The organism is Chryseobacterium sp. UF-290 (genome assembly GCF_058245615.1).
In genome coordinates, this window is the sequence record NZ_JBSICB010000008.1 from 94,560 (window position 1) to 110,077 (window position 15,518).

Here is a 15,518-nt window from a genome sequence, read left to right on the forward strand (position 1 = left end):
CTTACTATATAATAAACCGGAAGGAATTGCCTTTTCGGTTTATTTTTTTTTCTACTACGAATTTTTTTACATACCTTTATATCATTTTCAGGACTATAGGTATATAATTGGTAAATACCAATAAAACCGTTTTGAAAAAAATAATATAAAATCACTTTTTAACGTAAAAAATCATTTAAAATAACTTAACTTAAAAAAATAACACTATGAAATTAAGTTTAGCAATTGTTGCTCTAGCTTTGGCTATTCCTACTGCCAGCTATGCACAAGACTCAACGGCAGTTTCAAATGGAGAGTACCCAAATACTTTTTCTTCTGGGTCTGCTAATGTTTCCCCATTCACCAATCAATCTAAAAGATTCAACGATTGGTCTATCTCTGCAGGGGTTGGTGTTCCACTCCTTCAATCAGCGGATTTAACCTCTATCAAAAACGGTAACGGTAAAAACCTTTTTGGATATTCAGCCTATGTAAGTATTGATAAAGCGATTACCCATGCTTTTGGGATCAATTTACAATATGACAGAGGTGAAACCAGACAAGGATGGTTCAACACTAAGGATGCTGCTCCGGATGGAGCTGCAATAGCTGGTAGAACTCAGTATGACGCTATTTCGATCTTAGGAGATGTTAACTTCTCTAATCTGTTGAGAAGAGTAGACAACCACTCTCCTTACAGATGGGCACTTCATGGATATGCGGGTATCGGTACAATCGCTTACAGAGCATACCAGAAAAACAGCAAAGTACAGCAACTGATGACTGAAATTAAACCGTTTCAGATAGGTTCAATGTTCATGCAGGCAGGTGCCGGACTGAAATTCAAAGTAAGCAGAAGAATCGATATTGAAGGTAGATTAATGTATGTGGTAACCGGTGATGATGAATTCGATGGAGGCGGTGATGCTTACAGCGCTGTCAACAAGCGTTCTGAGCAGGTTTCAGACAACTTCTTTAACGCGACTTTAGGTCTTTCCTTAAAATTAGGAAAACACGAATCTCACCTAATGTGGCATGACCCGCTTCAGGAGATCTATTACAAACTTGATGTTTTGGCGAATCAAAACCAGGATATCGAAGTATGTAAGAAAGGAGATGCTGATAACGACGGTGTTTGCGATGATTGGGACAGACAGCTTGACACTCCTGCAGGAGCAAGAGTGGATGGTGCCGGAGTTGCTCTTGACACTGACCTTGACGGAGTTATCGATCTTTACGATAAGTGTGTAACGGTTCCTGGACCGGTTGAAAACAACGGATGTCCTACGACAACGACCGGACCGGTAATAGAAACAGAAACTAAGTTGGAAGGAATTGAGTTTGACTTAAATTCTGACAGAATTTTACCTTCAAACACTCCAATCTTAAATAATGCTGTCAACTATATCAATTCTTCAAATGGTTCTTACAGCGTAATCGGAGCTACTGATACAAGAGGTACTGATGCGTACAACCAAAAACTCTCTGAAAGAAGAGCAAACAACGTGAAGAACTATCTGATCAAAAATGGTGTTCAGTCTGGTAAGATCAATGCAATAGGTAAAGGTGAAAAAGACCTTAAATACCCTGAATGTGAACCAGCTACCAAATGCCCTGAATGGAAAAACAGAGCCAACAGAAGAGTATACTTCGAAGCTAAATAATAAACGTATTAATTTATTATATGAAAGTCACGCATAGCGTGGCTTTTTTTGTTGTCATACTTTCCTTATTTTTACAACATGATTTCTCCACAGGATTTTCAAAAGCTGAAATATGATACTCTTAAGTATTTCTGGGGCTACAACGGCTTCAGGGATTCTCAGGAAGAAATTATCAATGCTGTGATCAATGAAAAAGACACTTTGGTCCTCTTACCCACGGGAGCAGGAAAGTCACTATGCTATCAGCTGCCGGCTTTACTTAAAGAGGGAACCTGCCTTGTGGTATCTCCCCTGCTTGCCTTGATGAAAGACCAGGTGAATCAGCTTAAATTCCGGGGGATAGAAGCTGAATACCTTTCCTCCGAGCTCGATGAATATGATGCCGAATCGATTTATAACCGATGCAAGGAAGGTCTTACAAAGCTGCTTTATATATCTCCTGAAAGATTGACCAACACTCAATTTCTTCAAAATATTGAAGAGATCCAGCTTTCGTTTATCGCTGTTGATGAAGCCCACTGTATTTCAGAATGGGGACAGGATTTTCGCCCAAGCTATCAGAACATCAAAGGATTCAGAAGCAATAATCCCAAAATACCCTGCCTGGCCTTAACGGCTACTGCCACTCCTAAAGTGCTGGAAGAGATCAAAAGTAAACTGGAGCTCAGAAATCCATCCGTTTTCCAGAAAAGCTTTAAAAGAGATAACATCAGGATCTTTACCGAAGAGGTTTCTGATAAATTCCAGCGTGTTTTCGATATTTTAAAATACAATAACGATTCTGGAATTGTATACGTAAGAACAAGAAAAGAAGCTGAACAGCTTGCAGAATTTCTGAAAAAAAATCAGCTGAAAAATGTGGATTACTTTCATGCAGGACTTACCACCAAAGAAAAAAATGCCAAGCAGAACCTTTGGAACAATAGTGACAACCATGTTCTGATCTCAACGAATGCCTTTGGAATGGGAATCGATAAAGACAACGTACGCTTTGTTATTCATTATTCTCCTGCAGCTTCTCTGGAAAATTATTATCAGGAGATCGGAAGATCCGGAAGGGATGGAAAAGAAAGCTTCGCTTTCATGCTCTGGAACAAGCAGGAGCTTTTGAATTTTGACCAGATCCTAAAAAATCAGATTCCCAATAAAGCTGAATTTTTAAAGATCATCAGCTACCTCTACTCTATCTTTCAGGTAGCGGAATTTGAACTGCCTGAGAAAACATTTCAGCTGAATGCAACCGGTATCCAGAATTTCACAAAATTATCAAGGGCTAAGATCAACAACGTTCTCAACTTCCTGCACAATCAGGAGATCATCTATTATAATGACAATAAGAGCCTTTCTTCCCTGGAACTATTCATTCAGGCTGATGAAATAGACCAATTGCCACAAAAGGATGCCTATTTCATAGAGATTCTTTTCCGTACCATATCAGGTATCACAACCCACAAGGTTATGTTCAGTGAACAACAGGTGAGCAATAAGATCAACGTAAGTGTTCCTTTGATCAAAGAACGTCTGAAAGAGCTTCAGCAAAAGAATTACCTTGAATATATAGATGGTGCGCTCTCCAGCATAAAGTTTCTTAGACCCCGTGATGAAAGAGCTGTGAACAGTGCTTACTGGAAGTTATTTGAACATATTCAGAGAAACAAGATCCAAAAATGGGAGGAGATGAAATTTTACGTAGAAAATAACGATTACTGTAAAATGAAGCTGATCCTTGCCTATTTTGGAGAAAAGAATACAAAAAACTGCGACCATTGTTCTGTCTGTGAAAAGAATAAACAGTCTATTTTCGGAAAGAACATTTCTCAGCAGATCATCAATCTATTAGCCAAAAAGCCATCAACCATCGAAGAGCTTTCCATACAGCTAAGCTATCACCCTAAAGAAAATATTTTAGAGAACCTGATCTATCTTTTAGACTCCGGAAAGGTAAGGATGCTGAATTTCAGAACTTATATGCTTAATCATGAGTGATGAAGAGTAAAGAACCAAGAGCCAAGAATCAAGAGTCAAGAGTCAAGAGTCAAGATTTTAGTTTAAGGATGATCTTTAGGTAAAATAAATTTTCTTTCCTGATCTTAAATCCATAACATTAAAACGCTCCCGCTCTCCTACCCTTACACACCAGAGAACCCTCCACTCTCAAACCAAAAACTTATCTTTGCATTATGAAATCATTGAAAGTCGTTTTTTTAGGAACTCCTGAGTTTGCAAAAACTTCTTTGGAGGCCATCCACCAATCTCACCATAATGTTGTAGGTGTAGTAACCGTTGCTGATAAAGCTAGTGGACGTGGGCAGAAGATCCACCAGTCACCGGTAAAAATCTACGCTTCAGAAAATAATATTCCTGTTTTTCAGCCGGAAAAATTAAGAAACCCTGAATTTTTAGAAGCGCTCAGAAAGCTGGATGCTGATGTATTCGTGGTCGTAGCATTCAGAATGATGCCGAAGGTTCTGTTTGAAATGCCTAAAATGGGGACATTCAACCTTCATGCATCTTTACTTCCGGATTACAGGGGAGCCGCTCCTATCAATTATGCTGTCATCAACGGGGAAGAGAAAACAGGGGCCACTACTTTCTTTATCAATGAAAAGATCGATGAAGGAAATATTCTTCTTCAGGAAGAGATGAAAATCTTACCGGATGAAAATGCCGGCAGCCTTCATGACAGGCTCATGGTAATGGGTTCTGCATTGGTTGTTAAAACATTGGATGGACTGGCTGAAAATGCTATTGAGGAAAAACCTCAGCCAGAGGTAGAACATCCTAAAAATGCCTACAAAATATTTAAAGAAGATACGAAAATACACTGGGATGCTCCTTCAAAAACAGTACACCAGTTCATCCTCGGAATGTCTCCTTATCCTGCCGCTTTTACCACCTTAAAGATAGGTGACGAAGAAAAAGGATTGAAGATATTCGCAGGCAGATTTGAACTTTCAGATCACGGACAACATTCAGGAACCTTAGAGATTTCAAAGAATGAATTTAAAATCTACACAAAAGACGGAATGTATTACCCACAGGAACTTCAACTGGAAGGTAAAAAAAGAATGAATGTGAAAGATTTCCTGAACGGTTTCAGAAACTTTGATGAAATATCACTGAAGGATTAAATCCGGATTACCCTTTCAATACAAAGAAATTACAAAAGTGTTTAAGCTATGTGTCTTTTTTAATATTCGGTCATCATTTAAAAATAAAAAAGGTTTAGAAAAATTCTAAACCTTTTATTTTATATTGTAAACAGTCATTCACTGCGAAGCAAATTCACTATTCACTTATTATAATTGTACCAACTCGGTAACCTCTACATCATATCCCCCAACCTGAGGTTTGATATTAGGGTTTTGGGTGATTACCTTAAACTTATTGATCCCTAAATTCTTTAAGATCTGCGTTCCAATACCATAATCTCTGTAGTTGTATGCCAATGTAGGATGCTGCTCCTGCCCGTCCTGATAGTTCAGGAACTGCTGAAGCTTTCTTAATGTATTTTCAGAATTGGAAACGTTATTGATAAAGATGATAGCTCCTTTTCCGGCTTCATTGACCATATTGGTTACTTTTTCCAATAAAGGTTTCTCACCGTTATTCAGTCTTGTCAATACATCAAAATAAGAATCTGAAGACTGCACCCTCACTAAAACAGGCTCATCCACTGTCCAGGCTCCTTTTGTCAAGGCAAAGTGGATCTGATCATTTGAAGTTTCTCTGAAAGCATAAAAATCAAAATCACCGTAATGGGTCTTCACTTTTCTCTCTTCAATTCTTTCAACCAGGTTACCTTTTTTAAGCTGATAATGGATCAGGTCTTCGATAGAAACAATTTTCATATCATGTTTCTGTGCAAAAGCATGAAGATCAGGCAAACGGGACATTGTACCATCTTCATTCATGATCTCACAGATCACTCCTCCTTCTTTCAAGCCAGCTAAATGGGTAAGATCGATAGCAGCTTCGGTATGTCCTGCTCTCTTCAATACCCCTCCTTTTCTTGCACGAAGCGGGAAAATATGACCAGGTCTCATGAAATCTGTAGGCTTGGATTTCTCATCCATCAAAGCCAAAATAGTTTTCGCTCTGTCTCCTGCAGAAATCCCTGTAGAGGTACCGTTACCTAAAAGGTCAACAGATACTGTAAAAGCCGTTTCTTTAGGATCGCTGCTTCTGCTCACCATTACTTCCAATCCAAGCTCATCACATCTTTTCTCAGGAAGCGGCATACAGATAAGCCCTCTTCCGTGAAGCGCCATAAAATTGATAATTTCGGGAGTTGTAAGCTCTGCGGCACAAAGAAAATCTCCTTCATTCTCTCTGTCTTCATCATCTACTACTATGATTATTTTACCATTTCTAAGGTCTTCAATAGCCTCCGGAATAGTATTTAATTTAATATCAGACATCTTTACTTTTTATTTTGTGCAAAGATACTTATAAAAATAAGCATCTGCCAATTAATATGAATGGTTTATTACGCATTGGATAAAGAGTCCGCGGCCTCTCTGAAAATGTCATAAGACTTCAGTCTTTTCTGATGGTCATAAATATGCGAGTTGATCATCAGCTCGTCTACATTGAATTTTTCCTGAAAATCTTTAAGCTTTTCCCGGATTTCAGCCTGATCTCCTATAAAAGTATATCTCAGCTTCTGCAGAACCATAGATTTCTCCATAGGTGACCAGATATCATCCATATCATCCATATCATCCACCGGTGGAGCAAAGGGCTTCCTGTCATTTCTTACGATATTGATGAATGCCTGGAATAAAGTAGTGGACATTTTATGCGCTTCTTCAGAAGTTTCCGCTGCCACTCCGTTCACACAGGCAATGATATAAGGCTGAGTCAGATATTTTGAAGGTTCAAAATGTTCCCTGTAAATTTTAAAAGCCATTTCCATCTGCTCAGGAGCAAAATGCCCTGCAAATGCATACGGCAGTCCAAGTTCAGCAGCCAGCCATGCACTATCGGTACTTGATCCTAAGATATAAAGAGGAATTTCCAATCCTTCTCCGGGAATGGCACGAACCATGGCATCCGCATTCTCTTTGGAGAAATACCGTTGAAGCTCCAGGACCTGTCTTGGAAACTGCTCATTGATAATGGCAGGATTTCTTCCTAATGCCTGAGCTGTCAGCCCGTCCGTACCCGGCGCTCTTCCCAGTCCAAGATCAATTCTTCCGGGAAACAGAGATTCCAATGTTCCAAATTGTTCTGCAATGATCAGGGAACTGTGATTCGGGAGCATAATTCCTCCTGAACCCACTCTGATCTTTTTTGTTCCGTTGGCAATAAAGCCGATTAATACTGAAGTCGCAGAACTGGCTATGCTTTCCATATTATGGTGCTCGGCCAGCCAGAACCTTTTATAGTTTAAATTTTCAGTGTGATTGGCCAATGATAAGCTGTCCTGAAAAGTATCGTGAATGCTTTTCCCCTGCTTTACCGGCGCAAGGTCTAAAACAGAAATTTCAAAATTTTTCATAATTCTAAATTGAGGTCTTAAAAAACCAAACAAATTTAAAACATAAAAACCGTATTAGTTACTTTTTGTAATTGATAGGATTGATTGATAAGTTCAGGGAAAAACTATTGGAATACAACTTGTATTTTCTTCTTTTTAGGTATACAAGCTTTATTTAAATTTGAAATGTAAAGACATAATAAGACTTAAAGTAATCAAACTTCTCCCAATACCGTTATCTTCTGCCGGTGTTTCGGTTCATTATTTCCTCAAATGTTGTTTGAAATACACAAAATGATATTCAATAGACTTATTCCAGTATTCCGTATTATGATCGCCTGGCTGACTGATAAAAGTTGTCGGAATATTCAAACTGTCGGTTAGTGATTTTAAGTTTTCAGAGATGGGATATAAAATGTCTTCCGTTCCGCAATCAAAAATAAACGGCTTTTTGAATTCAGGGTTTTGTTTTAGAAGTGTTGATATGCTGTAGGTGTTCCAATTTTCGTTTTTCGGATTTCCAATGTTTTTTGTTAAGTCGTCTATCACTCTGTTTGTCTGCCAAAATAGTTGACTTACTTTCTGAAGATTTGGGTAATCAATTTCCAAAGCTCCACTTGTAGAACCTGCTGTATTGAAATAGTCAGGATGCAGAATGAAATATCTCAAAGCTCCATAACCACCCATGCTCAAACCGCTTATGAAAATATTTTTGTCGTCAATGTTAAAGGATTGATGAACTTTAGAAACTAAGTCTTTAAAGAAAAATTCTTCATATCTTGATCCTTTATTTACCGGACTATTGATGTAAAAAGATGTAAAGCCGTCAGGTGCAACAATGATAAAGCCATATTGGTCAGCCAGCTTTTGTAAATCAGCTGTCTGCGGCCATTGCTTATAATCCTGGCTGTATCCGTGTAAAAGATAGACCAAAGAGAATTTTTCCGCTTCATTATATACTTTGGGTTTGAAAACCAAAACGGTGTCGGGTTGCGCTAAAAATTCAGATTTTAAAACCCATCTTTCCTGTGCTTGAAAAGAAATTGCTGTCAATAATCCAACGATCATAAATATCACCTTGTCCATATTTTGTATTTTTATTACAAATTTCAGCAAGCATTTTGTCGTGTGCAATAACGAACAAAATTGTGAGCTATTAAAGATGATAATTATGCGAAAAGAAAACTCCACCCATTCAATAAATGAACAATTCTTGTTTCAGGTCTGCGAATTAAATTCAGCGATTGCAATGATTAGCGGGCGTTGGAAGTCGCAAATTGTTTATTCTATCTCACAAGGAAACAATCGTTTTCATTTGTTAAAAAAGGAATTGCCGAATATTTCGGAACAGGTTTTGGGCCGGCAGCTCAAAGAATTGGAAACCCATGCAATAATTGTCAAGAAAGAAATTCCTGATACCGTTCCTGTCGGAATTGAATATATACTGACCAATAAAGGGCTGGAGTTAATTCCTATTTTGGAAAGTCTGTGCGATTGGGGGAAAACTTATGCAGAAGGGAAAGAGATTTCAGTGTGTCCGTTATCGTAAATTTCTGTGCGTAGGGTTTTGTTCTAAAATGGCTTATAACGGGTTGCAGATTCTGCCTTTCGTCAATGTCTCTGCTATTTTACTCTGCAAGAACATTCGTGATGCTCACTAATGTATTTTATTGATTCTATACAGAGTTCTTTCAAAACTGATAAATTAATATCGGAAAGTTTTTTCACATAAATACAGGCTTTACTCATTTTGAATTTACCAAGGTCTGCTAAAACTAATTTACTTCTTTCCGTGTCTGAATAAATGTAAAACGTAAGTGCTGCTTTTCTCGGAGAAAATCCAAGAACCGGCGCGTCACCTTCATGTCCGCTTGCATATTGATAATGGTAATTTCCAAATCCGATAATGGTTGGCCCCCACATGTTAGGTTCAGAGCCAGACCACTCTCTCATCAGCTCAATCAATTGAAAACTGTCTGCTTTTTTCTGTTCGTTGTCAACATATGAGTTTACAAAATCTATCACGTCTTGCCCTGTATACGTTGTCTTTGTTTTTGCCATAATTCTGATTTTAATTACTGTCTCAAAATCTTTTCCATCTTTTTACCCTTCGCCAATTCGTCTACCAGCTTGTCTAAATACCTTGCTTGCTTTGTCAATGGATTTTCAATTTCTTCTATACGATAGCCACAAATTACACCTGTTATGAGTTGTGCATTGGGATTCAATTCAGCCCTCTTAAAAAATGTTTCAAAAGTTACTTTCTCATCAATGAGCTCTTGTAATTTTTTGGTATCAAAACCTGTCAGCCATTTTATTACCTGATGCAATTCTTCTACTGTCCTGTTTTTGCTCTCAACTTTAGTAATATAATGCGGATACACAGAGGCAAATGTCATTTTTGCAATTCGCTCATCGTGTTTGGGGGTTGTTTTCATATCGTATGTTTTAATGTCTGCGAAATGTTGTCAGTCGTATTAATCCTTCCTTAACCATCCCAAAATTCGTTTGTTTTTTAATTGTTACGTTTTTAGTTTATTTTTGCTTCTGAGAGCTAAAACGAAAAGGGGCAGTGTATCCTGCTGCATAACGCACAAATATCTGAAAGTTTCACAAGACACACAAATCCATTTATCTATCAATTGATCAACATCTTACAGCTTTATATATTTGCAGGTATTTAAAATACGAAGTCCGGACTTAATCTTTCTTTTTTTTAAATCGCTTTAGGAACACATCGGGATAAAAAGTAATTTGGTTAGGATCTGATGATCATAAAGAGAACTTCATCCGGGATCAGACAACTGTATGCTGCTTTTCAGGATAATAGCCGTAGAAAGCTCATATTAGATATTGAAATTTAAAATACCTTCCATTAACAAATAATAAGGTTTCAGCAAATGTCTGCCAGAACCTTTTCTTTCAGAACACTAAAGTAAATTCATCTCAATTTTCTTTCTTTATTTAAAAACTTATCAAAAATATATACTTTTTAATATTATTAATTCATTTATTAGAGAATTAATTAGTAAATTCGTATTTACCAACAATTTTAAAATATTAATATGAAAACAAAATCTAAAGTATTTTTTTACTCGAAAGCAGTGCTTTGTCTGAGCTTTATGGCAGCAGCCATTTTATCATCCTGTGATAAGAGCAATGATGATTTAGCGGCCAACACAGATCAGCCTTTTCAAAAGGAAGAAGTCAGAAAAGGACAGTTGAATGGTCAGCCTATTACCTACATCAGAAAGGATGGGAAGAATTTTTTCCAGGGTGACATCGTTCTTACTGATGAGCAGCTACAGGAGCATTCCCAGAAAAAAGGAGGAGCAAGTTTTTCAAGATGGCCGGGAGGTAAAATTTACTATACCGTCGCCAGCAACATGGGGTCGATAAATGCTAATAAAATAACGACCGCCGTTAATGAGTACAATACAAAAACCAATACTCAATGGATTCCCCGCACCAACCAATCCAATTATGTACAATTTATTTTCGGAAGCTCATCAGGGTCTGATGGATGGGCACATATCGGATATCAGGGAGGAAGACAGACGATTTCTCTGGATCAGTATATTTCTGTGGGATCGGTAATTCACGAAATGGGTCATACCGTAGGGCTCTATCATGAACATTGCCGTAAAGACAGAGATCAATATCTCAGCATCCAATGGAATAATATTCAGGATGGACAGGCTCATAATTTCAATATCTACAGCTCAGGAACAGACATAGGTCCTTTCAATATCAATTCTGTAATGATGTACTGGCCAAATTCCTATTCTAAAAATGGATTGCCCACAATTAAAAGAGCTAACAACACAAACTTTACCTATACCAGGTCCGGATTCACAAGCGGAGATATCAATACAATCAATGCGATGTACCCTTAAAAAGTTCATAATTCAGGAAGGAAAAAGAATTCGCTATGAATTCTTTTCCTTTTTATACTTGTAATGATTGATCAGAATCCTGATTTCATTGAATTCAAAATGGCTTGGCAATGCATTCTTCCACTCTGTTAGTGTTTCATGAGGATTGTTATAGAACTCCGTTTCAAAAGCTTTGATCTTATCTGAAGTGATCACCCTTGAAATATCCAGCAATCCCTGTTCTGCAAATTTTGCCAGATGCCCGATCACGGTCTCTTTTACCAATCCTCTTTCCAATGCAATTTCTCCAATGGTTTTTCCCTGTTCAAATAACTGGAAGGTCAGTACCTGTGACGGAACCTTTACAATTTTCAGGTTGATCTCTTTATCATTTTTCTCATCTAAAAGTTTCGTTTCAAGAAGATGAACCTCTTTCAGGCTGTTTAAATATTCTTCGATATCCTCCAGCCAGCTCCTGAATTCTTCGTTGTATTGTTTTAAACCTTTAGCTCCTTTGATCTCAGCATAAAATTCTTTTAAAGGATCGAAAATCTTATTTCTGGTTTCCGTAAAAAAGAAATTAACCGCTCCTTTTGATTTGCTTTCAATTTCTGACCATTCTTCTTTTTGATCAATGAAGTTATTAACCTTCTGAAAGATCACACGTTCCAGCTTTTCAAAGATCTTTCCGAGATTGACAGCTTCATGCTTCAGCTGAAGATAGAGCTGATTGGTCTTAACGTGATCAATATTTTTGGTGACAATCGAAAGATTATTCCAATCCTCAATCTCTTTTAAAAACCATAAGCAATCTATAGTACGGAGCACTTTTCTGATGCTGTAGTCATATTTTTCCTGACTCAGGATCGCCTCAACATGATCATTGGCAACAGTATCCGTATGGAAATGCAGGATCCTGTCATCTTTAAAGATAACTTCAGGGGTAATTTTTGATTTTAGCACAATTCCCTCCAATGTTCTGCAACGGGACAAGGCAACATATACCTGACCGGAGGTAAAGCTTTTCCCGGCATCAATGATCACCTTGTCAAACGTCAATCCCTGGCTCTTATGGATCGTAACAGCCCATGCGAGCTTTATCGGGAACTGTTCGAAGCTTCCCAATACTTCTTCTTTGATATTTTTATCGGTATCCAGGAAATATTTTTTTTGCTCCCAGGTTTCCCTTTTTACAACAATTTCCCTTTCACTTTCATCCAGAGCAACCCTGATTTCATTCTCATCCAGACCGATGATTTCCCCCAGCTTTCCATTAAAGTATTTCTTTTCCCCGGAAACATCATTTCTGATAAACATGATCTGCGCACCCACTTTCAATTCCAGAAACTGATCATTGGGAAACTGATTTTCCTTAAAATCTCCTACGAGCTTTGCTTCATAGATCCGGGCATCCACTTTGATCTCCGCTAATTTTTCCTGATTGATCTCATCCGCCATCCTGTTGTGAGAGCATAGATAGACGTAGGACTCTTTCCCCATATCAAAATCAGGATCATATCTTTTATTAAGATGGTCAAAATCTATATTGGCTACATCACCATCACGGATGGCGTTCAGGATCTCAAGAAATTCCTGGTCAGACTGGCGGTAAACCTTTGTAAGCTCAATGGTAACGATAGGGATATCCTTGATCGCATGACTATCAAAAAAGAAGGGTGAATTGTAATACATTTTAAGAATATGCTCATCCCTTACCACCGGCGGAAGCTGAAATAAATCTCCGATGAACAGCATCTGCACGCCACCAAATCTTTGATTATTCCGTCTGATAAATCTTAAGGAAAAATCCATCATATCCAGCACATCGGCCCTTAACATGGAAACCTCATCAATAATGATAATCTCCACCTCTCTTAAAAGCTTGAGCTTATCTTTTCTGTATTTGAAATGAGGCATCAGATCAGCGATATTATTGGCCAAACTGGTATCTATCCTCTCTGTAGTAGGAAGAAAGGTTCTCAACGGTAAGCCAAACATCGAGTGGATCGTAACCCCTCCTGCATTGATCGCTGCGATCCCTGTAGGAGCTACAACAATATGCTTTTTCTTTGTCCGTTTTACAAAATCATTAAGAAATGTCGTTTTTCCTGTTCCTGCTTTTCCGGTCAGGAAAACGCTTCTGCTGGTGTACTCTAATAAGTCAAAAAAATGATTGTTCATCGTTGTCAAAAATACGGAAATCAATTGAATTTCTTACCTTGGCATAAGTTTTGAAAATTCTTAAAAAGAAAAATGTCCGCTGTGAAAAAAATTTTACAATACATCCCTACATTAGCATTATGTACTACACTTACTCTGATTTCCTGTAATACATCTAAATATACCAATACCAATCTTCCCATAGATATTGCAGAAAGACCCGCTGATGAAGACAGTCAGAAATATGATCAGGCTCAGCTGGATAAACTAAAAGCATCTATTGAATCCGAAGTTTCAGGACTAAAATGTACGGATGCCGGTGAATGGACATTTGCACCAATGGGGGTGAAATCCTGTGACGGACCTCAACAATATATTGCCTATCCTAAAAAAATAGAAGCTGCCTTCTTACCCAGAGTAAACGATTATACAGATAAAGTAAGGGTTTTTAATGAAAAATATAATATCACGTCTGACTGTATGATGATCATGCCTCCTGCCTCTCTCAAATGTATCAAGGGAAAAATAAAGCTTATTACCTCAGACAATGAGTAAAAAATAAAGCAAAGGTTCTATATCAAATCGAAAAAAGCTCTGTCATGAAAACAGAGCTTTTTGTATTTTTATATTAGAGGGACTTCGGATCTCAGATAAGTTAAAACTACTTCAAACATTTTTAAACATTGAATGTTTAGGATAATTTGCTTCACAAGTGAATAATCAATATAACCACTCTCAAATTCTCTCACCCAAATCCCGGATTCCTGAACCCGCCTACAACCCGTAATCCTTCACATTTTCCTTATACCAGGAAGAGTACTTCACGTAATTATCCGCAATTCTGTTCACTTCCCCTTCCAGTAACTGAGCATTCATATCTTTGATTTTTTTTGCGGGAACGCCCCCCCAGACTTCTCCGGATTTAATATGTGTTCCCTGAGTCACTACTGAGCCTGCTCCTACAATAGAATTTTCTTCCACTAAACAATCATCCATCACAATCGCTCCCATCCCGATCAGTACATTGTCTTTGATGGTACAACCATGAACAATTGCGTTATGTCCGATAGAAACATTATTACCGATATTCAACGGATGCTTCTGATAAGTACAGTGCAGCATTGCATTATCCTGAACGTTTACCTTATCACCCATTTTGATATAGTGAACGTCTCCTCTGATCACAGCATTATACCAAACGCTGCAGTCTCTTCCCATGGTAACATCTCCAATAATTGTAGCTGTTTCAGCTAAAAAGGTATTTTCTCCGATCTGTGGTATTTTTCCTAAAAGTTCTTTTAAAAGTGCCATAGTTTTAATTTGAATATTTGAAAATAAGCCGATTTGAAAATTACGATTTGCCTCCTTCTAATTTCCGGCATCTAACTTCTAAATTATAGCGATAGCAAAAATCTAACTCTCAATTTTCAGCTTCTAACTTCTAATGCGTATTTTTGTATCTCAAATTTAACGAAAAAATGCGTACCATACTTATAGAACCAACCGAAAACCCGAAAGTGATGAAATTTGTCGCTGATTACAACCTGATTCCAGGGTCTTTAGAGTTGGACAGAAATTCAGATATTTCAGAAATTCCTTTGGCACAGGAGCTGTTTAATTATCCGTTTGTGGAAAGAATTTTCATTACTGCCAATTTTGTAGCGGTAGCCAAGCAGGATACTATTGAATGGGAACATGTGGCGGAAAGTCTGAAAAATGTAATTGAGGATGAATTATTGGCTAATCCCAGAATTTATCTTCAGAAGAAAAAGGAGATGTATCAGATCTATGCTGAAATGACTCCCAATCCCAATGTGATGAAATTTGTTTCAAACAAATTGCTGATAGAAGGTTTTGTAGAAGTAAAATCGAAAGAAGCTGCCGGGGAAGTTCCTTTGGCACAGGCTATTTTTGATGAGTTTAATTTTGCAACGGAAGTTTTTATTTCTGATAATTTCGTAGCGGTGACAAGAGACAATTCTGTAGAATGGCACCAGGTTATGATGACTGTTCGTGCTCTCATCGCTGAATATCTGCAAAACGGAGGTGAAATCTCAAACGTTGAACCTCAGAAACATGAAAATCCTGTTGAAAAAATTATCAACAGGGACTATACGGAAGATGAGCAGAAGATTTCTGATATTCTAAATGAATATGTAGCTCCTGCTGTAGAGAACGATGGTGGAAAAATTTCTTTAATGGAATATGACCAGGAGCACAAAACAGCAAAAATGCTTTTACAGGGAGCATGCTCAGGCTGTCCCAGCTCTACGGCTACTTTGAAGAACGGAATTGAAAATATTCTAAAACAATTCGTTCCGGAGCTTGTGGAAAAAGTAGAAGCGGTAAACGGATAAC

The 15,518-nt window shown here is 37.8% G+C and carries 14 protein-coding genes; 7 read left to right on the forward strand and 7 right to left on the reverse strand.

What is annotated here, in order from left to right:
* Nucleotides 1-206: 206 nt before the first annotated feature.
* The 3 genes from AC4IF5_RS11410 to fmt all read left to right on the forward strand — a co-directional run bounded on the left by AC4IF5_RS11410 (nucleotide 207) and on the right by fmt (nucleotide 4,774).
* Nucleotides 207-1,643, forward strand: coding sequence for an OmpA family protein (locus tag AC4IF5_RS11410; RefSeq protein ID WP_490734586.1), 1,437 nt, complete (start codon nucleotides 207-209; stop codon nucleotides 1,641-1,643).
* Between the two features lie 78 nt (nucleotides 1,644-1,721).
* Complete coding sequence (locus AC4IF5_RS11415; protein ID WP_490734588.1) at nucleotides 1,722-3,629, forward strand: RecQ family ATP-dependent DNA helicase; 1,908 nt, start codon at nucleotides 1,722-1,724, stop codon at nucleotides 3,627-3,629.
* Between the two features lie 194 nt (nucleotides 3,630-3,823).
* Nucleotides 3,824-4,774, forward strand: a complete 951-nt coding sequence (gene fmt, locus AC4IF5_RS11420) for a methionyl-tRNA formyltransferase (protein WP_490734590.1) — start codon at nucleotides 3,824-3,826, stop codon at nucleotides 4,772-4,774.
* Between the two features lie 168 nt (nucleotides 4,775-4,942).
* On the opposite strand, the gene ribB is transcribed toward fmt, so the two are convergent.
* The 3 genes from ribB to AC4IF5_RS11435 form a co-directional block, all read right to left on the reverse strand.
* A complete protein-coding gene (ribB, locus tag AC4IF5_RS11425) occupies nucleotides 4,943-6,064 on the reverse strand; it encodes a 3,4-dihydroxy-2-butanone-4-phosphate synthase (protein ID WP_490734592.1) in 1,122 nt (373 codons plus the stop codon).
* A gap of 68 nt (nucleotides 6,065-6,132) precedes the next feature.
* Nucleotides 6,133-7,146 carry an LLM class flavin-dependent oxidoreductase gene (locus tag AC4IF5_RS11430; protein ID WP_490734594.1) on the reverse strand — a complete coding sequence of 338 codons (1,014 nt, stop codon included), beginning with the start codon at nucleotides 7,144-7,146 and terminating at the stop codon, nucleotides 6,133-6,135.
* Nucleotides 7,147-7,386: 240 nt separating this feature from the next.
* Complete coding sequence (locus AC4IF5_RS11435) at nucleotides 7,387-8,211, reverse strand: alpha/beta hydrolase (protein WP_490734596.1); 825 nt, start codon at nucleotides 8,209-8,211, stop codon at nucleotides 7,387-7,389.
* A gap of 85 nt (nucleotides 8,212-8,296) precedes the next feature.
* On the opposite strand from AC4IF5_RS11435, the gene AC4IF5_RS11440 reads away from it, so the two are divergent.
* Entirely contained in the window at nucleotides 8,297-8,674 is a 378-nt protein-coding gene (locus tag AC4IF5_RS11440) for a winged helix-turn-helix transcriptional regulator (RefSeq protein ID WP_490734598.1), read from the forward strand.
* A gap of 74 nt (nucleotides 8,675-8,748) precedes the next feature.
* Here AC4IF5_RS11440 and AC4IF5_RS11445 read toward each other — a convergent pair whose 3' ends face one another.
* Together AC4IF5_RS11445 and AC4IF5_RS11450 are read right to left on the reverse strand one after the other, a co-directional pair.
* A complete protein-coding gene (locus tag AC4IF5_RS11445; protein WP_490734600.1) occupies nucleotides 8,749-9,186 on the reverse strand; it encodes a DUF1801 domain-containing protein in 438 nt (145 codons plus the stop codon).
* A 14-nt stretch (nucleotides 9,187-9,200) separates the two neighbouring features.
* Complete coding sequence (locus tag AC4IF5_RS11450) at nucleotides 9,201-9,563, reverse strand: DUF2200 domain-containing protein (protein WP_490734602.1); 363 nt, start codon at nucleotides 9,561-9,563, stop codon at nucleotides 9,201-9,203.
* 627 nt (nucleotides 9,564-10,190) lie between these two features.
* Here AC4IF5_RS11450 and AC4IF5_RS11455 point away from each other — a divergent pair.
* Nucleotides 10,191-11,021 carry a M12 family metallopeptidase gene (locus AC4IF5_RS11455; protein ID WP_490734603.1) on the forward strand — a complete coding sequence of 277 codons (831 nt, stop codon included), beginning with the start codon at nucleotides 10,191-10,193 and terminating at the stop codon, nucleotides 11,019-11,021.
* Between the two features lie 33 nt (nucleotides 11,022-11,054).
* Here the strand turns inward: AC4IF5_RS11455 and AC4IF5_RS11460 are convergent, their stop codons facing one another.
* Nucleotides 11,055-13,181, reverse strand: a complete 2,127-nt coding sequence (locus AC4IF5_RS11460; protein WP_490734605.1) for a helix-turn-helix domain-containing protein — start codon at nucleotides 13,179-13,181, stop codon at nucleotides 11,055-11,057.
* An 81-nt stretch (nucleotides 13,182-13,262) separates the two neighbouring features.
* Between AC4IF5_RS11460 and AC4IF5_RS11465 the strand changes: the two genes are divergently transcribed.
* The gene (locus AC4IF5_RS11465) at nucleotides 13,263-13,715 is read left to right on the forward strand and encodes a hypothetical protein (protein WP_490734607.1); all 453 of its coding nucleotides are present in this window, start codon (nucleotides 13,263-13,265) and stop codon (nucleotides 13,713-13,715) included.
* Nucleotides 13,716-13,934: 219 nt separating this feature from the next.
* Here the strand turns inward: AC4IF5_RS11465 and AC4IF5_RS11470 are convergent, their stop codons facing one another.
* On the reverse strand, nucleotides 13,935-14,471 hold the full coding sequence (locus AC4IF5_RS11470; protein ID WP_490734609.1) for a gamma carbonic anhydrase family protein: 537 nt from the start codon (nucleotides 14,469-14,471) through the stop codon (nucleotides 13,935-13,937).
* A gap of 167 nt (nucleotides 14,472-14,638) precedes the next feature.
* Here AC4IF5_RS11470 and AC4IF5_RS11475 point away from each other — a divergent pair, with 167 nt between their 5' ends.
* Nucleotides 14,639-15,517: a NifU family protein gene (locus tag AC4IF5_RS11475; protein WP_490734611.1), complete on the forward strand. Its 879-nt coding sequence runs from the start codon at nucleotides 14,639-14,641 to the stop codon at nucleotides 15,515-15,517.
* Nucleotide 15,518: the final 1 nt, after the last annotated feature.